The sequence below is a fragment of the Halomonas sp. genome (assembly GCF_014859505.1).
Lineage (GTDB): Bacteria > Pseudomonadota > Gammaproteobacteria > Pseudomonadales > Halomonadaceae > Halomonas.
Window position 1 is genome coordinate 68236 of record NZ_JACUUD010000001.1, and the last position, 21874, is coordinate 90109.

The following is a 21874-nucleotide window of genomic DNA, read 5'->3' on the forward strand; positions in this document are numbered from 1 at the left end:
CGGGTTGACCGCACGCTGGCAGCGCCCGTTCCCGGTCAGTGCCGATAGAGGCCGTGCTCGAGCAGGTGGCGCTCCACCGCCTCGGGGAGCAGATAGCGAACGCTTCTGCCCTCGGCCAGGCGGCGGCGCACCTCGGTGGCCGAGATCGCCATGCGCGAGGGCAGCGCCAGGCGCAGCAGGCCACCGGCGGGGCTCGCCATCAGCGCCTCCACCCCGTCCACCTCGCGGCCCCCGATCAGCGCGGTCAGGGCCGCCGGCAGCGGCGCCTCGAAGTCGGGGCGGTCGATCACCACCAGGTGGGCCAGGGCGAAGAGCCGCTCGGGCTCGTGCCAGTCGGCCAGGCGCAGGAAGGCGTCATGGCCCAGCGCCATCACCAGGCGCGCCCCGGGGCCGACCTCCTCGCGCAGCGAGGCCAGGGTATCGGCGCTGAAGGAGGGGCCTGCACGATACAGCTCCCGGGGATCGGCCACCAGACCGGGAGTGTCGCCGATGCCGAGGCGCAGCAGCGCCAGGCGCTGCTGCGGGGCGACCCGCGGCTCGCCGCGCAGCGGGGGCACGCTGGCCGGGATCATGTGGACCCGGTCCAGCTCGAGCGCCTCGCGGAGCTCCACGGCGCTGCGCAGGTGGCCCAGGTGCACCGGGTCGAAGGTGCCGCCGAGCATGGCGAGGCGCGCCGGCCTGGGCGGGTCGACCTCCCCCGCCGGCAGCGGCAGGTGTGCACCCTGGCTCACTGGCGGATCTGGCCGTCGCCCAGCACCACGTACTTGCGGGTGGTGAGCCCCTCGAGGCCCACCGGCCCACGGGCGTGCAACTTGTCGGTGGAGATGCCGATCTCGGCACCCAGGCCATACTCGAAGCCATCGGCAAAGCGGGTGGAGGCATTGACCATCACCGAGCTGGAGTCCACCTCGGCCAGGAAGCGCCGGGCCAGGCCGTAGTCGCTGGTGACGATGGCATCGGTGTGATGGGAACCGTGGCGCTCGATGTGCTCGATGGCGGCCTCGATGCCGTCCATCACGCGCACCGCCAGCACTGGCGCCAGGTACTCCGTGTCCCAGTCCGCTTCGCTGGCGGCGGCGGCCTGGGGCAGGATCGCCCGGGTGCGTTCGCAGCCGCGCAACTCCACCCCATGCTCGGCATAGGCCGCGGCGAGACGGGGCAGCAGGGTCGCGGCCACCGGCGCATCCACCAGCAGGGTCTCCATGGTGTTGCAGGTGCCGTAGCGGTGGGTCTTGGCGTTGACGGCGATGGCGAAGGCCTTGTCGAGGTCCGCCGTGGCGTCCACGTAGACATGACAGATGCCATCGAGATGCTTGATCACAGGCACCCGGGCCTCGCGGGAGATCCGCTCGATCAGCGACTTGCCGCCGCGGGGGATGATCACGTCGACATACTCGGGCATGGCGATCAGGCGACCCACGGCAGCGCGGTCGGTGGTGGCCACCACCTGAACGGCGCCCTCGGGCAGGCCGGCGTCGGCCAGGCCATCGCGCAGGCACTCGGCGATGGCAGTGTTAGAGTCACGCGCTTCGCTGCCGCCGCGCAGGATCGCCGCGTTGCCCGACTTGAGGCACAGGCTGGCCGCCTCGACGGTGACGTTGGGCCGTGACTCGTAGATGATGCCGATCACCCCCAGCGGCACGCGCATCTGCCCCACCTGGATGCCGCTCGGCCGAAAACGCAGGCCGTCGATCTCGCCGACCGGATCGGGCAGGGCCGCCACCTGGTGGAGCCCCTCGATCATGGCGTCGATGCGCGCCGGAGTGAGTTCCAGACGGTCGAGCAGCGCGGCATCGAGCCCCCCGGCCCGGCCGCGGGCCATGTCATCGGCGTTGGCCGCGGCAATCGCCTCGCGGCGTGCCTCCAGGCGCGCCGCAATGGCCAGCAGGGCGGCGTTCTTGGCACCGCTGGAGGCGCGGCGCATGGCCGCCGCGGCCTGGCGGGCCGCCTGGCCGAGGCCGGTCATGTAGGCTTCGACGTCCCGGATCGCCTCGTCCGTGGAGATGACTTGTGCTGACATGCCGAAAGGGGTCTCCTGTGGGCGTGGCCAGACGGACCGGCCACGGCGTTATACTGGCGCGGCCAGGCCACGCGAATTCGGGAAAGGGAGACATAGTAAGTCACCATGCAGAGCAAGTACAAAGTCGGCCTGCTGCGCCTCAACCTGGTGCTGGCGGCCCTGCTGCCGGCGCTGATGGCGCCGGCCTCGACGAATGTGACCGAGGCCCTGCTGCTGTGGATGGCCGCCGGCTGGCTGGCCGTCTCGGCCGCGCTGGTGGAATTCAGCCACCGCCGCCCGGCCCTGGTGCCCTGGCAGCTGCTGCCCAGCCTGCTGCTGACCGCCCTGCTGTTTACCGCCCCCGAGCGCTTCCCGCTATGGCTGTGGGCCTGGGGGGCGCTGGTCATGCTACCCCAGCCGGCCTGGATGTCGGGACTCAACCTGCTGCTGGCCACGCTCTCCTGGGGGGGGCTCGCCCGCGCCATGCCGCCGGAACAGGCGGCATTCGCCGGCGCCGTGCTGGCGGCACTGCTGCTGCTGGGACTCTCCCGCTCCCGGGATCTGGCGCCGCTGCGCGGCGTGGCCCGCCAACGCGCTCACCTGGCGCCGGGTCTGCGTCTTTGGCCCCGCGCCCAGCTGAGCCGCGACCTCACCCGGGAGCGGGCCCGGGTGCACCGCGACGGGGTCCATGGCGAACTCCTGCTGCTGCGCACCGGACGGCCGCGCTTCTGGTCCCAGGCCCAGCGGCTCTGCGCCCTGACCCGCAGCTTCGAGCACTGCTACCGACTCGATGGTCATACCCTGGCCGCCCTGCTGCTCTCTCCAGATGCCGAACAGGCCGAACGACGTCGTGCCGATCTGCTGGCCCAGTTGGGGCCCATCCAGCGACTTCGCGCCACGCCACTGGCCCGTGTCGTCTCGCTGGCGGAAGAGTGTCGAGCGCTGGAACGCCAGACCGGCGCGGCGGACGTGAACAAGGGAGCGGGACATGGCTGAACTCCAGCACGCCAGGCTCCACGCCAGCCTCTACGCCCTCACCGCCCTTCTGCTGGCCGGCCAGGCCGCCTGGTTCTATCTGGTCGGCGACTACGGCCGCATCCTGCTGCCGGCACTGCTCGCCCCGCTGCTGATCACGGCCGCCCTGATGCGCCTGGGCCAGCCCGAGACCGCCCGGCTATCGGCCTACCTGGTGCTGGTGTGCGGCTACCTGCTGGTCGCCATGGAGCTGCCTGTGCAGTCGTCCCTGGCACCCTTCTGGCTGGGCCTGCCACCCGTGCTGACCCTGCTGCTGTTGCCGCTGGGGCCGGCCATGCTGCTCAACCTCACCCTGACGCCGGTCTGGCTGCTGCTGGGCGAGAGCCTGCTCGACCTTGACCTGGCGCTCGGCTACCTGAGCCTGGTGATGGTGGCCGGCCTGGCCCCCTGGGAGATCCTCCATCAGCGGGCCCTGCTGCAGGCGACTGACCCCCTCGACGAGGAATGCGATGCTATACGGCGCAGCGCCCTCCACGAGCGCCTGCACAGCGAATGCGAGCGCGCCGAGCTGCTCGACCAGCGCCTGGCGGTGATGGTCATCCACCTGCCTCAGCTGGAGATGGCAGGCGAGCAGTTCGGCCCCGGGGCCAGAAGAGCCCTGCTCAAGTCCCTGTGCGACACGGTGGTCGGCTGCAGCCGCGACCACGACCTGCTCGGGCGCGAGGGGGATGCCGACTTCTGGCTGGTGCTGCCGGACACCTCCGAGAACGGCGCCCTGCTGGTTCGCCAGCGCCTCGAGGAGGCGCTGCATCGCAAGGTGCTGCTGGACACCGGCCCGGTGGAGTCACGCCTGACCGATTGCCATCTGGGCCGGGGCGAGTCGCCGCTACGCTTCATCCAGCGACTGCAGGCCACCGCCCAGCGACACGCCGAGTCCTGATCCCGACCCCCAGGCCAGACCGACACGGAGTCTTACTTGTACCTTGCCGACGCCCTCTACCAGCTGACGCCTTCTCCTACCCTGCTGCTGCTGATCATCGCTGCCATCGCACTGGTCGAATCCCTGGCGCTGGTCGGCCTGCTGGTGCCCGGAGTGGTGCTGATCACCGCCGCTGCTTCCCTGGCGGGCCACCAGGAGCTGGCGCTGCCCGCCATCATGCTGGCCGCCTTCATCGGGGCGGTCCTCGGCGACTGGGCCAGCTTCTGGCTGGGCTATACCCAGCATCAGCGGGTGACACGGCTGTGGCCGTTGTCACGCCACCCGGAATGGCTGGCCCGGGGGGCGCGCTTCTTCCAGCGCTACGGCACCCTGTCGGTCTTCTTCGGGCGTTTCGTCGGCCCGGTGCGCCCGATGGTGCCGCTGATCGCCGGCATGCTCAGGATGTCACCGCGAGCCTTCACCTGGGCCAACCTCGCCTCGGCGGCGCTGTGGGCACCCGCCTACGTGCTTCCGGGCTATCTGCTGGGGCGCACCTGGCAGCAGCTGCTCGACATCCCCGAGGGCGCTCGGCCGCTGCTGGTGGCCATGGCCGCCATCCTGGTAGCGCTGGCGGTGGTGTTCTCCTGGCTGCGCCAGCAGGTCGGCCGTAGCGGACGGCTCTACCGGCTGCTCGCCGTCGGCGCCCGTCGCCACCCGGTGATGCGCCGGCTGTGGCTGTCACAGAGCGCCCGCTCCAGGGGCGAGGTACCCCTGGCCAGCTGGCTGCTGCTGATCCTGTCGGTGGGCGGCGTCTCGGGTTGGACGCTGATGGTGATGCACCACGGTGCCGATGGCCCGCTGGTGATGGATGCGCGCCTGAACGCCCTCTTCGCCTACCTGGCCACCCCCTGGCTGGAGACGGCAAGCCAGGCCCTGGCGCGGGTGGGCGACACCTATGGCGTGCTGGCCCTGGTGCTGCCCTGGGGGGGCTGGCTGCTGTGGCGACGGCGCCTGGACGCCTTCGCGCACATCGCCGGCGGGCTCGGCCTGATCGCCCTGCTCAACACCTGGGGCAAGGCCTTCTTCGACCGCCCGCGCCCGGGCACGCCGGACTACCTGACCGGCTCCATGGCCTACCCCAGCGCCCACACCTCCACGGCAGTGGTGCTGGCCGGGCTCGCCGCTGCCTTCATCGCCCGGGAGCTGCCCCACCACCTGCGCCACTGGGTCTACTGGGGCGCCCTGCTGTTCGCCGTGGTCATGGCGCTGTCGCGGCTCGCGATCGGCGTGCACTGGTTCAGCGACCTGGTGGGCGGCGCCCTGCTGGGCCTGGTGGTCTGTGCGCTGGTCCAGCTCGCCTGGCAGGCCCGACCCCGCGCCCCGCTCGCCCCCTGCCCCTGGGCGTGGCTGGGCGTGGGGTCGCTGGCGCTGGTGGCGGCGCGCATCGCCTGGCTACCGCCGATCTAGGCCCGTGGCGTCAGCCCAGCGCGAGCCACAGGCCGACGCCCACCATCAGCGCGCCGGCGATACGGTTGAGCAGACGCACATTGCCATCCTGACCAAGCAGACGCCGCAGCCGGCTGCCGCCGGCCGCATAGAGGGTCAGGCAGGCGAACTCGATGATGAGGATCATGGCGATCAATACGACGAGCTGACCGCCCAGCGGGCGCGAGGCATCGAGGAACGGCGGCAGCAGGGCCACGAAGAAGGCCCAGCCCTTGGGATTGGCCACCGCCGTCACGAACCCCTGAAGGGCCAGCTGGCCGCGGCTCGCCGGCGCGAGCTCGAGCTCCTCCAGCGGAATCGCCATGCGCCCCCGGGAGCGCCACATCATCACCCCCAGGTAGACCAGGTAGGCGCCGCCCAGCCACTTGAAGAGCGCGAAGAGCTCCGGCTGGCGAAGCATCAGGGCGGCCACCCCGGCCCCGGCGGCGGCGGCCACCAGGCCCACCCCCACCAGCTCCCCGGCCATCATCCACAGGGTGCGCCGTACCCCCTGGGTCATGCCCAGCACCATGGCCAGGGTCATGCACATGCCCGGAGTGATGGAGACGAACAGGAAGGTCGGCACGAACACCGACAGCAGCTTGAGGCTGATCACGGCTCTCCCCAGCGCGGCATCAGGTGGTGCTCGATGCCGAGCTGGTTGAGGATCCGCGCCACGATGAAGTCGACCAGGTCATCGATGGTGGTGGGCTGATGATAGAAGCCCGGCGCCGCGGGCAGCATCACCGCGCCGAGCCGGGTGAGATTCAGCATGTGCTCCAGATGAATGGCCGAGAGGGGCGTCTCGCGCAGCACCAGCACCAGCTGGCGGCGCTCCTTGAGGGCCACATCGGCGGCGCGCTCGATCAGGTTGTTGCTGGCCCCCGTGGCCACCGCCGAGAGGGTGCCGGTGGAGCAGGGACAGATCACCATGGAAGACGGGGCCCCGGAGCCCGAGGCCACCGGGGCCATCCAGTCCTCGCGACCGAAGCAGCGGATCTGCCCGGACCGGGCGCCGCTGCGCGCGACGAGCACCTCGGCCAGCCGCTCGGGCCGCGCCGGCAGCTCGATATCGGTCTCGGTGGCGATCACCAGATGCGCCGCCTTGGAGATCATCACCCACACCTCGCGCTCGGCGGCCACAAGCGCCTCGATCAGCCGCAGGCCGTACTGGGCGCCGGAGGCGCCGGTCAGCGCCACCGTCACCGGCGGGCCGAAGGTGCCCTGCTGCCGCTCACCCATGAGCCACCTCCAGCGCGGCCAGCAGCTTCTCGTGGATGCCACCGAAGCCGCCGTTGGACATCACCACGATGCGATCGTAGGGCCGCGCCTCGGCCACCAGTGCCGCCACCAGGGCATCGATGTCCTCTTCCAGATGCGCCGGCACCGGGCTCGCCGCGAGCACTGGGGCAAGCGACCAGTCCAGCCCCGAGGGCTGGTACCAGAAGGCCGCATCGGCGGCGGCCACGCAGTCCGCCAGGCGGTCGCGCAGGTTGCCCAGGCGCATGGTGTTGGAACGCGGCTCGATCACCGCCAGCAGCCGCCCCCGGGCGGTGGCGGCACGCAGCCCCACGAGGGTAGCGGCAATGGCCGTGGGGTGATGGGCGAAGTCATCGATCACCTGGATGCCGCCCACCTCGCCGCGCAGCTCCTGCCGCCGCCGCGGGGTCTCGAAACGCGCCAGGGCCGCCGCCCCCCGGGCGAGATCGACCCCGCAGGCATGCACGGCGGCCAGCGCCGCCAGGGCGTTGCGGGCGTTGTAGGCGCCGGTAAGCGGCCAGTCCACCACGGCGTCCTCGTCGATCCTGTCGCCGCCCTCCCCCTGCTGGTGGATCACCCGGAAGCGCGAGGCGTCCTCGCGCTCGAGCTCGTAGCGCCAGGGGCTCTCGGCGGCGCTGCCGAAGCGCGCCACCGGTGTCCAGGCCCCCATCGCGAGCACACGGTCGAGCGCCGGCTCGCCGTCGGCCACCAGCAGCCGTCCCCGACCAGGCACGGTGCGTACCAGATGGTGGAACTGCCGCTCGATGGCGGCGAGGTCCTCGAAGATGTCAGCGTGGTCGAACTCCAAGTTGCCCAGCACCGCAATCTCGGGGCGGTAGTGGACGAACTTGGAGCGCTTGTCGAAGAAGGCGGTGTCGTACTCATCGGCCTCCACCACGAAGGGGGCGTCATGGGCACCGAGGCGCGCCGAGAGGCCGAAGTTGCGGGGCACCCCGCCGATCAGAAAGCCCGGTGAAAGCCCCGCGGACTCCAGCAGCCAGGCGACGAGGCTCGCCGTGGTGGTCTTGCCGTGGGTGCCGGCCACGGCGATCACCCGCCGCCCGGGCAGCACCTGCTCGGCCAGCCACTGGGGGCCGGAGACGTAGGGCAGGCCCTGGTCGAGCACCGCCTCCACCTCGGGGTTGCCCCGGGAGAGCGCGTTGCCGATCACCACCAGATCGGGGCGCGGCGCGAGGTTGGCCGGGGCATAGCCCTCGCGCAGCGCGATGCCCGCCTCCTCGAGCTGGGTGCTCATGGGTGGATAGACCCCCGCATCCGAGCCGCTGACCGTATGGCCCAGTTCCCGGGCCAACAGCGCCAGGCTGCCCATGAAGGTGCCGCAGATACCGAGGATATGGACGTGCATGCGCTCTCCTGACTGCCGGCTTGCGCCGCGGCATCCCACCGCGGCAAGGTGAGGCGAGACTAGCATGGCGCCAGGTGCCCCTCCAGCGCCCAACATGAGGCAATCAGGCCAACCAATGGCGAGGGGGCCGGATGCAGCCTCGGCCGCTTTCGGCTAGAATCCTCCGACTTTCGTCACCCATCCACGAACAGCAGCGACCAGGAGCAGGAACAGCCCCATGGCCCACAATGCCTTCTACGCCCAGTCCGGCGGCGTCACCGCCGTGATCAATGCCAGCGCCTGCGGCGTGATCGAGGCCTGCCGCCGTCACCCGGACCGGATCGGCAAGGTCTTCGCTGGCCACAACGGCATCATCGGCGCCCTCACCGAGGACCTGATCGACGTGAGCCGGGAATCCGACGAGGCGATCGCCGCGCTGCGCCACACCCCGGGCGGCGCCTTCGGCTCCTGCCGCTACAAGCTCAAGGACATCGAGAGCCACCGCGCCCAGTACGAGCGGCTGATCGAGGTGTTCCGCGCCCACGACATCCGCTACTTCTTCTACAACGGCGGCGGCGACAGCGCCGACACCTGCCTCAAGGTCTCCCAGCTCTCCGAGAAGCTCGGCTACCCGCTCACCGCCATCCACGTGCCCAAGACCGTGGACAACGACCTGCCGATCACCGACAACTCCCCCGGCTTCGGTAGCGTGGCCAAGTACATCGCCACCTCCACCCTGGAGGCCTCGCTGGATATCGCCTCCATGTGCGCCACCTCCACCAAGGTGTTCGTGCTCGAGGTGATGGGCCGCCACGCCGGCTGGATCGCCGCCGCCGGGGGACTCGCCGGGCAGGGCGAGAGCGAGCCACCCCACTTGATCATCTTCCCCGAGGTAGCCTTCAACCGCGAAGCGGTGATGGCCAGGGTCGACGAAGCGGTCAAGACCTACGGCTACTGCGTGATCGTGGTGTCCGAGGGCGCCCGCTACCAGGACGGCACCTTCCTGGCCGACTCCGGCAACACCGATGCCTTCGGCCATCGACAGCTCGGCGGCGTGGCCCCGACGCTCGCCGGCATGGTCAAGCAGGACCTGGGCTACAAGTACCACTGGGCGGTGGCCGACTACCTGCAGCGCGCCGCCCGCCACCTGGCCTCCAGGACCGACGTGGAGCAGGCCTACGCGGTGGGCGAGAAGGCAGTGGAGCTGGCGCTGGCCGGCAAGAACTCGATGATGCCGGCCATCAGGCGGGTATCCGAGACCCCCTACGCCTGGACCATCGAGCCCGCCCCGCTGGCGGAGGTCGCCAATCGCGAGAAGTTCATGCCCAGGGAGTACATCCGCGAGGACGGTTTCGGTATCACCGAGGCGTGCCGCCAGTACCTGTCGCCGCTGATCCAGGGAGAGGACTTCCCGCCCTTCGAGAACGGCCTGCCCAAGGTCGCGAAGCTTGCCCTCCACCGGGTCGAGCGCAAGCTGCCGACGTTCACGATCTAGGCGGCAAGCCTCCCTCATCAACCACAAGACGCAAGCCAAGGGTTCCCCTGGTGGCTTGCGCCTTGTCGCTTGTGCCTTGTTATTGATCGCTAGCCGAAGGGCCTACTTCAACAGCCAGGTGAGGATCAGCAACAGCAGCAGGATGCCCGCCACGCCCTGCCAGAAGTGGCCAGGGTCGCGGAAGAATCGCCGGCCGCTGGGCGGAGAGGCGTCACGGCGATCCGAGGCAAGGGGCAGACGCAGCTCGCGCCGGAACTCCGACATGCGCCGGTAGCGCAGCGAGCGCTGGGGATCCAGCGCACGCCGCAGCGCCTCGTCCAGCGCCGGCGGCACCTCGGGGTTGCGGGTCCGCGCGCTGCGATAGGCCAGCTGTTCCAGGTCGGTGTGGCTACGCAGCCGGTTGGGCGCGAGCTCGTAGGGCAGCTCCCCGGTGAGCAACCAGTAGACGGTGGAGGCGCAGGAGTACTGGTCGCTGCGCCGGCCGACCGTGTCGTCCAGGGCATACTCGGGGGCGCTGTGCTCGGTCAACCCCACCTGGCGCAACAGCTCCCGGGCTTCTCGGTGCCTGCCTCCCTCACGGGCCCGGCAGGCGCTGAGGTCAGTCAGCACCACCTGGCCGTGGCGGTCGATCATCACGTTACCGGGGTGCACCTGCTGGTGCAGGATGTCGCGGTGGTGCAGCGCCTGAATCGCCTTGCCGAGCTGGTTGGCGATATCCAGGCGCTGCATCAGGCTCGCCTGGGGATGGCGCCGGGCCCACTCGGTCAAGGTCTCCCCGTCCACATAGGCCATCAGGTAGTAGAGGTAGCGACGCGGCCGCGAGGACTCCATGATCCGCACCACGAAGGGCGACTTGACCCGTTCCACCACCCACTGCTGAAGCAGGAAATGCTCCAGGTAGACATTACGGTTGGAGAGTTCCGGGCTGGGTGCCTTCATCACCATGTCCCGCTCGGTACTAATATCGCGGACCCGATAGACCCGCGACTGGGCGGTTCGCGACAGCACCGCCTTGATCTCCAGGCCGTCCAGGCGATCCCCCGGCGAGAGCTCGGGGGGGATCGGCAGATCGCCATAGGCACGGCCTGGGTGGTCCGGCTGCTCGTCGGGCAGATCATCGATGCGCACCAGCTGGAAGCAAAACTGCTCGGCGCCGTAGCCTCGGGCCTGGGCCCGCTGCACCGCCGCCTCGGCCAGGCGATCGCAGGCGGCGTTGAGGTCACTGGCATCCTGGCGAATCAGCTGAACATACTCCGACGGCATCAGGGTGCCCAGCACCGCCTGGGTGGTGAAAAGGAAGATGTCACCCTGCTTGATGGGAAACTGGGCGTAGTCGATGTCGATGCTGCCATCCATGCCGAGCGCCCGGGAGGGATAGCGGTAGCCGCCCAGGTCGGTGACGTGGTCGCGGCTGAGCTGCTCGAACTCGGCGCCGCGCAGACGAAACACCAGGGTATCGCCAAGGTGGAACAGGTGGGCGGTGCGGCCACGGTAAATCATGGCAGACAGCGACGAGACATAGCTGCCCTCGGTGACGCACTGGCTCTGGCTGTAGCACCAGCCGTTGAGGGCGCGCAGCACCCGGGTGGCGGAGGTCTTGACGTCCCAGTGATCCGGTGTGGAATAGTAGTCGGCCAGGAAGCCGCGCACGCTGAGATCGCCGGCCTGCTTGGCCATGGAGTTGCGCTGGGTGGAGTCGCTGATCACCGCACAGGCGCCCTTGGCATTGAGCTGCCCGATCTGGGGCAGGCGCATCGACATGGAGCTGCGGTGGTGGCGCCGGTCCGGCGCCACAAAGGCCTGGCCATAACTCAATGACAGCTGCGCAGATCCCAAGAGGCTTCTCCTTGACCGCCGGGTCGATCTTACTTGGGGTCGCCGGCCACCCTGGTTGGCAGCCGGCGAACCCCGCCGGGGCCCATGATACACTTCCGTCGTCTCCGCGTGGTGTCAACCAAAGCCGCAGCGCTTTCCCGGGGGTAGGCACCCAGGTCGCGACACCTATGTCGCATTGGTAATCCCTGCGCCCGCTCCGTATACTTCCGCAGATTTTTTCGCTCAGCGATGTGCCAAGCTGATTTCCAACCCAAGGAAGCGACGATGAACTTCGACAACATCCCCGCCGGCAAGGACCTCCCCAACGACGTCTACGTGGCGATCGAGATACCGGCCAACCATGCCCCGATCAAGTACGAGATCGACAAGGACATGGGGACCCTGCTGGTCGACCGCTTCATGGCCACGCCGATGTTCTATCCGGCCAACTACGGCTTCATCCCGCACACCCTGGCCGACGATGGCGACGCCCTGGACGCCCTGGTGGTGACCCCCTACCCGGTCCAGCCTGGCTGCATCATCCGTGCCCGTCCGGTCGGCATCCTCAACATGACCGATGAGGCAGGCGAAGACGCCAAGCTGGTCTGCGTGCCCCACGCCAAGCTCACCAGCCTGTACGACGACGTCCAGGAAGTCACCGATCTGCCCGAACTGCTGCGCCAGCAGATCGCCCACTTCTTCGAGAACTACAAGGATCTCGAGAAGGGGAAATGGGTCAAGGTCGAGTCCTGGGAAGGCGTCGAGGCCGCCCGCAAGGCCATCGAGAAGGCCGTGGTCGCCTACGAGAAGGCTTGACCCTCTCGCCGGCCACAATCAGTTGGCCGGCATGCCATACCCCGGCATAACAGACAACACAGCAGGGCCGCCCCATGGGGCGGCCCTGCTGTGTGGAAGAGACATGCCGGGAGAGCGGTGGCGGCTACTCGGGCTGACCCGCTTCCGCCGGCTCCATGTCCTCTTCCGGCTCGGGAGCGGCCAGCACCTCGGGGGCCGGCGGCGCCGGCGCCTCCTCGATCGTCTCGACCTCGACCACCGGGGGCTCCACGGGGGCCTCGGCGGGAGGATGCGGTGACGCCAGCCCCAGTGGCGGCTCGACGAGGCGCTCGGCCAGGAGGGCGGCGAGATCTCGCGCCCGGGTCATGTGCAGCGCCATTACCAGTGAGTGGTTCGCGAAGAGCCCGAACCCGGAACCGTTGAGGACTACCGGGCTCCACAGCCGGCGCTGAGTCATCCCCAGTTCCGCCAGCAGGCGCTCCCACTCGGCGACAACACCCGCCTCGTGCAGCACATCGGCCTGGTCGCGCTGCACGCCCTGGAGCAGCTGCGACAATGCCCAGCCGGTACCACGGGCCTCGAAGAAGATGTCATCGACTTGGTGCCAGGGGGTGCGCGGCGGCAGAGACTCGGCATCCACCGCAAGCTCGATCAGCGCCTCGTGGCTACCGACGCTCGCCGCCAGCCGCAGGGCGAGGTCATCCAGCCGGACGACCAGCGAATGCAGCCAGGCGGACAGGCCCTGCCCGGGCACGAAGCCCGCCTCCTCATCACCCAGGGCGGCAAGCTGACGGTCGAGGGCCTCCAGCGCCTCGGCCAGACGCTGCTCGGTGGCGGGATAGAACCAGTCGCGGTCATCTCCCAGCAGCGCCTCGCGGGCCTCCTCGAGATCCGCACTATCGCCGCCGGCCATCTGAGGCAGCGCCCGGGCCAGGTCCCGGGAGGATGCCAGCACCCCAAGTTCCCAGTTGGGCATGTTATCGAGCCACACGCCCGGCGGGGCGATGTCGTTGCGCAGGTAGCCTCCCGGTTTCTCCAGCAGCGTGGCCACACTGGTGGCCAGGGTCGCCACGGTCACCGTGCCCCGCGCGCCCGGCGTGTAGGCGGCCTCGCCACGCCTCTCGAGGGTCGCCTGCTCCACGTCGAAGGGCGCCGGCGGCTGACTCCACCAGATGCCCAGGGCGACGCTGACCAGCAGGTAGAGCCCTGCCAGCGCCAGGAGAGGCTTCCAGATCCAGCCATACTGGGGGCGCTCCAGCGCCTCCTCCTTCCTGCGACGCCGGGAGGCGCGCCAGCTTTTCCAGGCCATGTCGTGATAATCCCTGAGTGATGAACTTGAACCGCTGCGATGCGACAATGGGGCGCAGCGCAGAGGGACGCGGCAGGCTAACAACCGACTGCTTCTGCGATATCCTAGCATCGACCGCAGGCTCCAGCGCCCTGGCAGCCAGACGGGGAACCGCGCCTCCGGCCACGGGTCTGATGTCCGAGCCCGCCCTGACCACCCGCAAGGATTAGGATGCCCAACTTGATCGCCCGACGCCTGCCCCTGCTGCTTGTGCTGATGCTGCTGCCGCTTGCCACCCAGGCGCAATGGTTCTCGTCATCCAACTCCCGGGATTTCCTGCCGGTCCTCGAGGCCTTCCAGCCCCAGGCCTGGCACGATGGTGAGACACTCTACGTCGGGATGGAGGTCACGCCCGAACATTATCTCTATCGCCACCAGTTCGCGGTGGAATCCGACGCAGTGACCCTCGGCGAGCCCGAGGTTCCCGGGGGGGAATTCACCAGCGACGAATTCCTGGGCGACGTCTATGTCTTCCGCGACGACATGGTATTCGAGGTACCCCTCGAGGAGCGCGCCAGCGGCGTCTTTCCGCTTACCGTCACCTTCCAGGGCTGCGCCGACGCCGGTCTATGCTATCCGCCGGAGCGGGTTGACCTGGAGGCGCCGGAACGCGAAGCGCCGCGGGCCTTCGCCGCCCTGGTCGGTGGCAACGGCAACACCTCGGCCGGTTCGGGCGATGGGGGCAGCACCGCGGCGGCACCCGCCGCTCTTCAGAGTGACGACGGCCGTTTCCAGCGCCTGATGAGTGATGCCAGCTTACCGTTTGTGCTGGGGCTGTTCTTCCTGGCCGGTCTGGGGCTGACCTTCACGCCCTGCGTGCTGCCCATGGTGCCGATCCTCTCCTCGATCATCGTCGGCCAGAATCCCGGCCGCCGCCGGGCCTTCGCGCTCTCCGCCAGCTACGTGGCCGGCATGGCGCTGACCTATGCGGCAGTGGGCGTGCTGATGGGCCTGTTCGGCGCCGGACTCAATCTCCAGGCACGACTGCAGTCGACGCCGGTGCTGATCACCTTCGCCGTGCTCTTCGCCCTCTTCGCCCTGGCCATGTTCGGCGCCTTCCAACTGCGCCTGTCGCCGGGCCTGGCCGGGCGCATCGATGGCTGGCAGACCCGGGCCCAGCAGAGCGGTCCGGCCGGGCTGGCGATGGCCGGGTCGCTGTCGGTGCTGGTGGTCTCGCCCTGCGTCTCCGCCCCCCTGGCCGGCGCTCTGGTGTTCATCTCCACCACCGGCGATGCCCTCATGGGCGGCGCCGCCCTGCTCGCCCTCGGGCTCGGCATGGGCGTACCGCTGCTGCTGGTGGGTACCTTCGGCACCACCCTGCTGCCGCGCAGCGGCGCCTGGATGAACGGGGTGAAGATCGCCTTCGGCATTCTGCTGCTCGGGGTGGCCATCTGGCTGGTAGAGCGCCTGCTGCCCTCGGCGGTGGCACTGCTGATGTGGGCGGCACTCGCCATTGGCAGCGCCCTGGCGCTGGGTGCCATGTCGGTCAATCTGCCCCAGGGCTGGCCCCGGGCTCGCCAGGCCGCCGGCCTGCTGCTGCTGGCGTGGGGCCTGGCCCTGACGCTGGGGGCCGCCAGCGGCGCCCACGACCCCCTGCGTCCACTGGCCAATCTTGGCGGCAGCGCTGCTGGCGGGGTGGTGCCCGCCGAGGTTACCACCGTCGAAGGACTCGACGAGTTGCAGCGGGCGCTGGCCGCGGTGGACGATGGCCGCCCCGCCTTCGTCCACTTCACCGCCGACTGGTGCATCTCCTGCAAGCAGATGGAGCGCCAGGTCTATCCCGACCCGCGGGTGGCCGCCCCCCTCTCGGCCTTCGCTCGCATCAACGTGGATGTGACCGACACGGGCGGCGCCAGCCGCGAACTGCTCGACCACTTCGGCCTGTTCGGGCCGCCCAGCCTGCTCTTCTTCCATGGCGAGGAGGAACTCCGCGAGGCACGCATCCAGGGCGAGGTGCGCGCCCCGGGGCTGGCCACCCATCTCGAGGGGGTGCTCGACTGGCTGAACGGCCAGGCGAGCTGAACCCCACCGCCAGCGGCGCGGGCGCGAACGTCGTCAAACAGTCGTTTAAACCCCCGCTTCGAACGGTGTTCTGCGCCCTACTGGACTTCCCTGCGGATTTTGGGCAAACTCCGACGTTATCCTTTTTTCACTGCCATTAGAGCGGCAAGAGGCGCCATCTTGCCGCTATCTAGGGCAAGTTGGTCCGAGTTGACAGCGCCGCCGGGCCAGCCTTATTCACTGCACCAAGCGATCGAGACAACGTCATGGATATCCGCAAGGTCAAGAAGCTGATCGAGCTGCTCGAAGAGTCCAACATCAGCGAAATCGAGATCCAGGAGGGCGAGGAGTCGGTGCGCATCAGCCGCCATCCCAACGGCGCGAGCTGGCAGCCCGTCATGCCCCAGGGCTATGCCCCCCCGACCCAGCCCGCCCCCCAGGCACCGGCACCCCCCGCCCACACCGAGGCCGATGAGGGCCCGACCTACCAGGGCCAGGCCGTGACTTCGCCCATGGTGGGAACCTTCTATCGCAGCCCGGCACCCGGCGGCAAGCCCTTCATCGAGGTGGGCTCCAGCGTCAAGAAGGGCGACACCGTGTGCATCGTCGAGGCCATGAAGATGATGAACCAGATCGAGGCCGACCGCGACGGTGTAGTCGAGGCGATCCTTGTCGAAGACGGCGAACCGGTGGAATTCGATCAGCCGCTTCTCGTGCTCGGCTGACAGCGCAGCGCTTCTTCATTCACCTGACACTGGCGGATTCCTCATGCTGGACAAGGTACTCATCGCCAATCGTGGCGAGATAGCCCTGCGCATACTGCGCGCCTGCAAGGAACTGGGCATCAAGACGGTGGCGGTCCACTCCAAGGCCGACCGTGAGCTGATGCACGTGCGTCTGGCCGACGAGGCCGTCTGCATCGGCCCGGCCTCCTCGGCCCAGTCCTACCTCAATATTCCGGCGCTGATCAGCGCCGCGGAGGTCACCGATTCCAGCGCCATCCACCCCGGCTACGGTTTCCTCTCCGAGAACGCCAACTTCGCCGAGCAGGTCGAGCGCTCCGGTTTCACCTTCATCGGTCCGCGGGCGGAGACCATTCGCCTGATGGGCGACAAGGTCTGTGCCATCGAATCGATGAAGAAGGCCGGCGTGCCCACAGTCCCCGGCTCCGACGGCCCACTGCCCGAGGACGACGAGGGCGGGATCATGGCCACCGCCCGGCGCATCGGCTACCCGGTGATCATCAAGGCGGCGGCCGGCGGCGGCGGTCGCGGCATGCGCGTGGTGCATACCGAGGCGCACCTGCTCTCCGCGGTCAACGTGACCCGCACCGAGGCCCTCTCGGCCTTTGGCGACGGCACCGTCTACATGGAGAAGTTCCTCGAGAACCCCCGTCACGTGGAGGTGCAGGTGCTGGCCGACGGCCAGGGCAACGCCATCCACCTCTATGACCGGGACTGCTCCCTGCAGCGCCGCCACCAGAAGGTGATCGAGGAGGCGCCCGCACCGGGCATCGACGAGGCCGCCCGCGCAGAAGTGCTCGAGGCGTGTCGCCAGGCGTGCATCACCATCAATTATCGTGGCGCCGGCACCTTCGAGTTTCTCTATGAGGACGGCAAGTTCTTCTTCATCGAGATGAACACCCGCGTTCAGGTGGAGCACCCGGTCACCGAGATGGTGACCGGCGTGGATATCGTCCGTGAACAACTGCGCATCGCCTCCGGCCTGCCGCTGTCGATCTCCCAGGAGGAGGTCAAGCTCACCGGCCACGCCTTCGAGTGCCGCATCAACGCCGAGGACGCGCGTACCTTCATGCCCTCCCCCGGCAAGGTGACCCTCTACCATCCGCCGGGTGGCCTCGGGGTCCGCGTGGACTCGCACATCTACACCGGTTACACGGTGCCGCCCCACTACGACTCCCTGATCGGCAAGCTGATCACCTGGGGTGCCGACCGCGAGACCGCGCTGACTCGCATGCGCGTGGCTCTGGACGAACTGCTGGTGGAGGGCATCAAGACCAACACCGACCTGCACAAGGACCTGGTGCGCGACGGCTACTTCCGACAGGGTGGGGTCAATATCCACTACCTGGAGAAGAAGCTGGGGCTGTAGCCCGCGATCGCCGGTACTGGTCGGCCCGGAGTGCCGCATGGCTCGTGGCTGATCCGGCGGCAGGCTTGTTCGGGGGCGCTGTGAACCCCTCCCTGGGCGCTACCGACGCCATCCCTGGCGTAGGACCCCCTCCAAGCCTGCCCCCGGCGCCCCTCGCCGCCGAACCGAGCCATTATTCCAGGCCGTATCGACACCGCCGTGCGGCCTTTTCATTCCTGAGCCACCACGGGAACCCTTATGCCCTGGCTGCAACTCAAGGCCCGAATCGCCCCGGAACAGGCCGAAACCCTCGAGGAGCTGCTGCTCGCCGAGGGCGCCACCGCCATCACCCTGCAGGACGCCCACGACGACCCGGTGTTCGAACCGGAGCGCGGCAGCACCCCGCTGTGGAACGAAACGGTACTTACCGGCCTCTACGATGACCTGGAAGGCGTCGATGCCATGCTCGAGCGGGTCCGACAGGCCTGGGCCGCCGAACTGCCGGGCGATCCCTGCCCCGAGATCGAGGTGGAACTGCTGGCCGACCGCGACTGGGAACGCGAGTGGATGGACGACTTCCACCCCATGCAGATGGGCGAGCGGCTATGGATCGTGCCGAGCTGGCACGAGCCGCCGGAACCCGGCGCCGTCAACCTGCACCTGGACCCGGGCCTGGCCTTCGGCACCGGTACCCACCCCACCACGGCCCTCTGCCTGGCCTGGCTCGACGGTCTGGCAGTGACCGAGACCCTCGACAATGAACCGGTTCTCGACATCGGCACCGGTTCCGGCATCCTGGCCATCGCCGCCCTGAAGCTCGGTGCCGCCCGCGCCGTGGGCACCGACATCGACCCCCAGGCGCTGCAGGCCAGCCGCGACAACGCCGAGCGCAACGGCATCCGTGAGCCCGACCTTCGGCTCTGCTACCCCGAGCAGCTCGACGATGCCGAGACCTTCCCCATCGTGGTGGCCAACATCCTCGCCGGACCGCTGGTCGAGCTGGCGCCCATGATCGCCGGCCACCTCGCCCCCGGCGGGCGCCTGGCGCTCTCCGGCATCCTCGCCGCCCAGGCCGAGGAGGTGCTCGACGCCTACCGCAACCAGGGGCTTGCCATGGATGAGCCGGTGGCAAGTGAAGGCTGGGTGCGCCTTACCGGGCGGCGTTCCGTCGGCCGATAACCACCCCCGGCCAGGGCGCGAAGCTGGCCACTTCACCCCACCCGGCCGGGGGCGTATAATATGTCCCCCCATTGCCACCACCGTGCGCCATCATGCCCGAGACCCGCTCACCCCTGCCTCGAATCGGTGACCACCAGTTGCCCAACCGGGTGATCCTGGCGCCGATGGCCGGCGTTACCGATCGCCCCTTCCGCCAGCTCTGCCGGCGGCTGGGTGCGGGCCTGGTGGTGGGCGAGATGGTCACCTCGGACCCCAGCCTATGGCATACCCGCAAGTCGCGGCTGCGCATGGACCACCGGGGCGAGCCCGGCCCCCGGGCGGTGCAGATCGCCGGCGGCGACGCGGAGATGCTCGCCGAGGCGGCACGCCTCAATGCGGCCCAGGGCGCCGAGATCATCGATATCAACATGGGCTGCCCGGCCAAGAAGGTGTGCAACAAGGCCGCGGGCTCCGCGCTGCTTCGCGACGAGGCCCTGGTGGCCGAGATACTCGAGGCGGTGGTGGCCGCGGTGAAGGTACCGGTGACGCTCAAGATCCGCACCGGCTGGTGCGCGGACAGCAACAACGGCGTGCGCATCGCCCGCCTGGCCGAGGGCGCCGGCATCCGGGCCCTGGCGGTGCACGGCCGCCACCGCCAGCAGCGCTACACCGGCCAGGCCGAATACGACACCATCGCCGCGATCAAGGCCGCAGTGGGCATCCCGGTGTTCGCCAACGGCGATATCGACTCGCCGGAGAAGGCCGCTGCCGTACTCGACTATACTGGGGCAGATGCGGTGATGGTGGGCCGCGGCGCCCAGGGCAACCCCTGGATCTTCCGCGAGATCGACCACTACCTGCGTCACGGGGAACGCCTGGCGCCCCCGGCCGACGAGGAGCGCGCCGCCGTGCTGCGCGATCACCTCGGGGCCCTTCATGACTTTTATGGCGAGCACATGGGCGTGCGCATCGCGCGCAAGCACCTCGGCTGGTACCTGGCCGGCGACAGCCGCCTGTCGGCGAAGAGACAGCACGAGTTCAAGGCCACCTTCAACGGCCTGGAGGACGCTGCCGCCCAGCACCGCTTCATCGACGACTGCTGTCGTCACGCCTCCCAGCCGGCCGCCGCGCCGCCTCAGGAGCACGTGACGTCTCAAGGAACACGAGCCGCATGACCAGCCAAGCCTTTCCCCCGAACCCCGAGCTGTCTGGAGATCGCCAGGAACTCGCCGGGCTGGACGGCGAACGCCCCCAGGCGCTCGACGAATCCGTCGGCCAGCGCCCCCTGCGCGAGGCGGTGGACCTCGCCATGCGCCGCTACTTCGCCCACCTGGACGGCGGCGAGGTCACCGGGCTCTTCAACATGGTGATGGCCGAGGTCGAGGCACCGCTGCTCGCCGCCGTGCTCGACCACACCCAGGGCAACCAGACCCGCGCCGCCGAGATGCTCGGCCTCAACCGCGGCACCCTGCGCAAGAAGCTCAAGCAGTACGACCTGATCTGAACGCTCAAGAGGGGAGCCCCCGGGCTCCCTTCGGCATGTCAGTCATGCGCATGCCAACCCGATTCTTCGTCCCACCCGTCAGCAGAGAGTGACCCCATGGCCCAAGCCTCCCCCACTCCGGTCCGCCGCGCCCTGATCAGCGTCTCGGACAAGACCGGCATCGTCGACTTCGCCCGCGGCCTGTCCGAGCGCGGCGTCGAGCTGCTCTCCACCGGCGGCACCTTCCGCCTGCTCCAGGAGAACGGCATTGCCGTCACCGAGGTGTCCGAGCACACCGGCTTCCCCGAGATCATGGACGGCCGGGTCAAGACCCTGCACCCGAAGATCCACGGCGGCATCCTCGGTCGCCGCGGCCAGGACGATGCGGTGATGGCCGAACACGACATCACGCCCATCGACATGGTGGTGGTCAACCTCTACCCCTTCGCCCAGACCGTGGCCAGGCCGGACTGCACCCTCACGGATGCCATCGAGAACATCGATATCGGTGGCCCCACCATGGTGCGTGCCTGCGCCAAGAACCACGCCCACACCACCATCGTGGTGGACGCCGGCGACTACGCCCGGGTGCTGGCCGAGATCGCCTCCCAGGACGGCGCGGTGAGTGATGCCACCCGCTTCGACCTGGCCGTGAAGGCCTTCGAGCACACCGCCGGCTACGACGCCGCCATCGCCGACTACCTGGGCAGCCGGGTGCCCGGCGGCGAGGATGGCTTCCCGCGCACCTACAACCTGCAGTTCGAGAAGAAGCAGGCCATGCGCTACGGCGAGAACCCGCACCAGAATGCGGCCTTCTACGTCGAGGCCGGCGCCAGCGAGGCCAGCGTGGCCACCGCTACCCAGTTGCAGGGCAAGGCGCTCTCCTTCAACAACGTCGCCGATACCGATGCGGCCTTCGAGTGCGTCAAGGCCTTCACCGACACCGCTTGCGTGATCGTCAAGCACGCCAACCCCTGCGGCGTGGCAGTAGGCGCCACGGCAATGGAGGCCTACGACAAGGCCTTCGCCACCGACCCCACCAGCGCCTTCGGCGGCATCATTGCCTTCAACGTGCCGCTGGACGCCGAGACCGCTCGCGCCATCATCGACCGCCAGTTCGTCGAGGTGATCATCGCCCCCGGGGTCGCCGAGGATGCCCTGCCGATCATCGCCGAGAAGCAGAACGTGCGCCTGCTCGACGTCGGCGCCCACTGGCCCGGCGAGCGCCAGCACGCCCACGACTTCAAGCGCGTCACCGGCGGCCTGCTGGTGCAGGATCGCGACCTGGGCATGGTCGGTCGCGACGAGCTCACCGTCGTCAGCGAGCGGGTCCCCACCGAACAGGAGCTGCGCGACCTGGCCTTCGCCTGGAAGGTGGCCAAGTACGTCAAGTCCAACGCCATCGTCTACGCCAAGGATGGCCAGACCATCGGCGTAGGCGCCGGCCAGATGAGCCGCGTCTACTCGGCGAAGATCGCCGGCATCAAGGCCGCCGACGAAGGCCTCTCGGTGCCCGGCTCGGTGATGGCCAGTGACGCCTTCTTCCCCTTCCGTGACGGCATCGACGCCGCCGCCGCCGCCGGCATCGCCGCGGTGATCCAGCCCGGCGGCTCCATGCGCGACCAGGAGGTGATCGACGCCGCCAACGAGGCCGGCATCGCCATGGTCTTTACCGGCATGCGCCACTTCCGCCACTGACGCCTGC

Annotated in this window: 19 protein-coding genes; 12 read left to right on the top strand and 7 right to left on the bottom strand. The window is 69.2% G+C overall.

The features are described 5' to 3' along the window. Positions 1-35 precede the first annotated feature (35 nt). Positions 36-662 (bottom strand): nicotinate-nucleotide adenylyltransferase, encoded by a 627-nt coding sequence (gene nadD, locus IBX53_RS00285; protein ID WP_290903680.1) that lies wholly within the window; start codon positions 660-662, stop codon positions 36-38. Positions 663-727: 65 nt separating this feature from the next. Beyond that, positions 728-2020, bottom strand: coding sequence for a glutamate-5-semialdehyde dehydrogenase (locus tag IBX53_RS00290; protein WP_290903629.1), 1293 nt, complete (start codon positions 2018-2020; stop codon positions 728-730). Positions 2021-2125: 105 nt separating this feature from the next. Here IBX53_RS00290 and IBX53_RS00295 point away from each other — a divergent pair, with 105 nt between their 5' ends. Genes IBX53_RS00295 through IBX53_RS00305 form a run of 3 tightly spaced genes read left to right on the top strand, consistent with a single transcriptional unit; the run spans position 2126 to position 5360 of the window. Beyond that, positions 2126-2995: a hypothetical protein gene (locus IBX53_RS00295; RefSeq protein ID WP_290903631.1), complete on the top strand. Its 870-nt coding sequence runs from the start codon at positions 2126-2128 to the stop codon at positions 2993-2995. After that, the gene (locus IBX53_RS00300) at positions 2988-3914 is read left to right on the top strand and encodes a diguanylate cyclase (RefSeq protein WP_290903633.1); all 927 of its coding nucleotides are present in this window, start codon (positions 2988-2990) and stop codon (positions 3912-3914) included. The genes IBX53_RS00295 and IBX53_RS00300 overlap by 8 nt, the downstream gene beginning before the upstream one ends. A 36-nt stretch (positions 3915-3950) precedes the next feature. After that, entirely contained in the window at positions 3951-5360 is a 1410-nt protein-coding gene (locus IBX53_RS00305) for a bifunctional DedA family/phosphatase PAP2 family protein (RefSeq protein ID WP_290903635.1), read from the top strand. Between the two features lie 10 nt (positions 5361-5370). Here the strand turns inward: IBX53_RS00305 and IBX53_RS00310 are convergent, their stop codons facing one another. From IBX53_RS00310 to mpl, 3 genes are read right to left on the bottom strand one after another with little or no spacing between them, the layout of a single operon-like run. Next, entirely contained in the window at positions 5371-5994 is a 624-nt protein-coding gene (locus IBX53_RS00310; RefSeq protein ID WP_290903637.1) for a LysE family translocator, read from the bottom strand. Next, positions 5991-6620, bottom strand: coding sequence for a flavin prenyltransferase UbiX (locus IBX53_RS00315; RefSeq protein WP_290903639.1), 630 nt, complete (start codon positions 6618-6620; stop codon positions 5991-5993). Before IBX53_RS00315 ends, IBX53_RS00310 begins: the two co-directional genes overlap by 4 nt. Then, entirely contained in the window at positions 6613-8004 is a 1392-nt protein-coding gene (gene mpl / locus IBX53_RS00320) for a UDP-N-acetylmuramate:L-alanyl-gamma-D-glutamyl-meso-diaminopimelate ligase (protein ID WP_290903641.1), read from the bottom strand. Before mpl ends, IBX53_RS00315 begins: the two co-directional genes overlap by 8 nt. Before the next feature lie 217 nt (positions 8005-8221). On the opposite strand from mpl, the gene IBX53_RS00325 reads away from it, so the two are divergent. Then, entirely contained in the window at positions 8222-9478 is a 1257-nt protein-coding gene (locus tag IBX53_RS00325) for a 6-phosphofructokinase (RefSeq protein ID WP_290903644.1), read from the top strand. A gap of 102 nt (positions 9479-9580) precedes the next feature. Here the strand turns inward: IBX53_RS00325 and IBX53_RS00330 are convergent, their stop codons facing one another. Beyond that, on the bottom strand, positions 9581-11314 hold the full coding sequence (locus IBX53_RS00330) for a bifunctional protein-serine/threonine kinase/phosphatase (protein ID WP_290903646.1): 1734 nt from the start codon (positions 11312-11314) through the stop codon (positions 9581-9583). Positions 11315-11578: 264 nt separating this feature from the next. On the opposite strand from IBX53_RS00330, the gene ppa reads away from it, so the two are divergent. After that, entirely contained in the window at positions 11579-12109 is a 531-nt protein-coding gene (ppa, locus tag IBX53_RS00335; protein WP_290903649.1) for an inorganic diphosphatase, read from the top strand. Positions 12110-12233: 124 nt separating this feature from the next. On the opposite strand, the gene IBX53_RS00340 is transcribed toward ppa, so the two are convergent. Next, positions 12234-13397, bottom strand: coding sequence for a DUF2333 family protein (locus IBX53_RS00340; protein ID WP_290903652.1), 1164 nt, complete (start codon positions 13395-13397; stop codon positions 12234-12236). A 210-nt stretch (positions 13398-13607) separates the two neighbouring features. On the opposite strand from IBX53_RS00340, the gene dsbD reads away from it, so the two are divergent. The 7 genes from dsbD (at position 13608) to purH (ending at position 21867) form a co-directional block, all read left to right on the top strand. After that, positions 13608-15458: a protein-disulfide reductase DsbD gene (gene dsbD / locus IBX53_RS00345; protein WP_290903655.1), complete on the top strand. Its 1851-nt coding sequence runs from the start codon at positions 13608-13610 to the stop codon at positions 15456-15458. 245 nt (positions 15459-15703) lie between these two features. Next, the gene (accB, locus tag IBX53_RS00350; protein WP_290903658.1) at positions 15704-16162 is read left to right on the top strand and encodes an acetyl-CoA carboxylase biotin carboxyl carrier protein; all 459 of its coding nucleotides are present in this window, start codon (positions 15704-15706) and stop codon (positions 16160-16162) included. Positions 16163-16205: 43 nt separating this feature from the next. Continuing rightward, positions 16206-17549 (top strand): acetyl-CoA carboxylase biotin carboxylase subunit, encoded by a 1344-nt coding sequence (accC, locus tag IBX53_RS00355; RefSeq protein ID WP_290903660.1) that lies wholly within the window; start codon positions 16206-16208, stop codon positions 17547-17549. Between the two features lie 237 nt (positions 17550-17786). Continuing rightward, positions 17787-18707 (top strand): 50S ribosomal protein L11 methyltransferase, encoded by a 921-nt coding sequence (prmA, locus tag IBX53_RS00360; RefSeq protein WP_290903663.1) that lies wholly within the window; start codon positions 17787-17789, stop codon positions 18705-18707. Positions 18708-18799: 92 nt separating this feature from the next. Further along, positions 18800-19861 carry a tRNA dihydrouridine synthase DusB gene (gene dusB / locus IBX53_RS00365; protein WP_290903666.1) on the top strand — a complete coding sequence of 354 codons (1062 nt, stop codon included), beginning with the start codon at positions 18800-18802 and terminating at the stop codon, positions 19859-19861. Beyond that, on the top strand, positions 19858-20190 hold the full coding sequence (fis, locus tag IBX53_RS00370) for a DNA-binding transcriptional regulator Fis (protein ID WP_290903668.1): 333 nt from the start codon (positions 19858-19860) through the stop codon (positions 20188-20190). The genes dusB and fis overlap by 4 nt, the downstream gene beginning before the upstream one ends. 96 nt (positions 20191-20286) lie before the next feature. After that, on the top strand, positions 20287-21867 hold the full coding sequence (gene purH, locus IBX53_RS00375) for a bifunctional phosphoribosylaminoimidazolecarboxamide formyltransferase/IMP cyclohydrolase (protein ID WP_290903670.1): 1581 nt from the start codon (positions 20287-20289) through the stop codon (positions 21865-21867). Positions 21868-21874 lie beyond the last annotated feature (7 nt).

What these genes read in the sequence shown, in the direction of transcription:
- nadD (WP_290903680.1), bottom strand. Translation starts at nt 662, where the DNA reads ATGCTCGGCGGCACCTTCGACCCGGTGCACCTGGGCCACCTGCGCAGC.
- IBX53_RS00290 (WP_290903629.1), bottom strand. Translation starts at nt 2,020, where the DNA reads ATGTCAGCACAAGTCATCTCCACGGACGAGGCGATCCGGGACGTCGAA.
- IBX53_RS00295 (WP_290903631.1), top strand. Translation starts at nt 2,126, where the DNA reads ATGCAGAGCAAGTACAAAGTCGGCCTGCTGCGCCTCAACCTGGTGCTG.
- IBX53_RS00300 (WP_290903633.1), top strand. Translation starts at nt 2,988, where the DNA reads ATGGCTGAACTCCAGCACGCCAGGCTCCACGCCAGCCTCTACGCCCTC.
- IBX53_RS00315 (WP_290903639.1), bottom strand. Translation starts at nt 6,620, where the DNA reads ATGGGTGAGCGGCAGCAGGGCACCTTCGGCCCGCCGGTGACGGTGGCG.
- mpl (WP_290903641.1), bottom strand. Translation starts at nt 8,004, where the DNA reads ATGCACGTCCATATCCTCGGTATCTGCGGCACCTTCATGGGCAGCCTG.
- IBX53_RS00325 (WP_290903644.1), top strand. Translation starts at nt 8,222, where the DNA reads ATGGCCCACAATGCCTTCTACGCCCAGTCCGGCGGCGTCACCGCCGTG.
- ppa (WP_290903649.1), top strand. Translation starts at nt 11,579, where the DNA reads ATGAACTTCGACAACATCCCCGCCGGCAAGGACCTCCCCAACGACGTC.
- IBX53_RS00340 (WP_290903652.1), bottom strand. Translation starts at nt 13,397, where the DNA reads ATGGCCTGGAAAAGCTGGCGCGCCTCCCGGCGTCGCAGGAAGGAGGAG.
- dsbD (WP_290903655.1), top strand. Translation starts at nt 13,608, where the DNA reads ATGCCCAACTTGATCGCCCGACGCCTGCCCCTGCTGCTTGTGCTGATG.
- accB (WP_290903658.1), top strand. Translation starts at nt 15,704, where the DNA reads ATGGATATCCGCAAGGTCAAGAAGCTGATCGAGCTGCTCGAAGAGTCC.
- accC (WP_290903660.1), top strand. Translation starts at nt 16,206, where the DNA reads ATGCTGGACAAGGTACTCATCGCCAATCGTGGCGAGATAGCCCTGCGC.
- prmA (WP_290903663.1), top strand. Translation starts at nt 17,787, where the DNA reads ATGCCCTGGCTGCAACTCAAGGCCCGAATCGCCCCGGAACAGGCCGAA.
- dusB (WP_290903666.1), top strand. Translation starts at nt 18,800, where the DNA reads ATGCCCGAGACCCGCTCACCCCTGCCTCGAATCGGTGACCACCAGTTG.
- fis (WP_290903668.1), top strand. Translation starts at nt 19,858, where the DNA reads ATGACCAGCCAAGCCTTTCCCCCGAACCCCGAGCTGTCTGGAGATCGC.
- purH (WP_290903670.1), top strand. Translation starts at nt 20,287, where the DNA reads ATGGCCCAAGCCTCCCCCACTCCGGTCCGCCGCGCCCTGATCAGCGTC.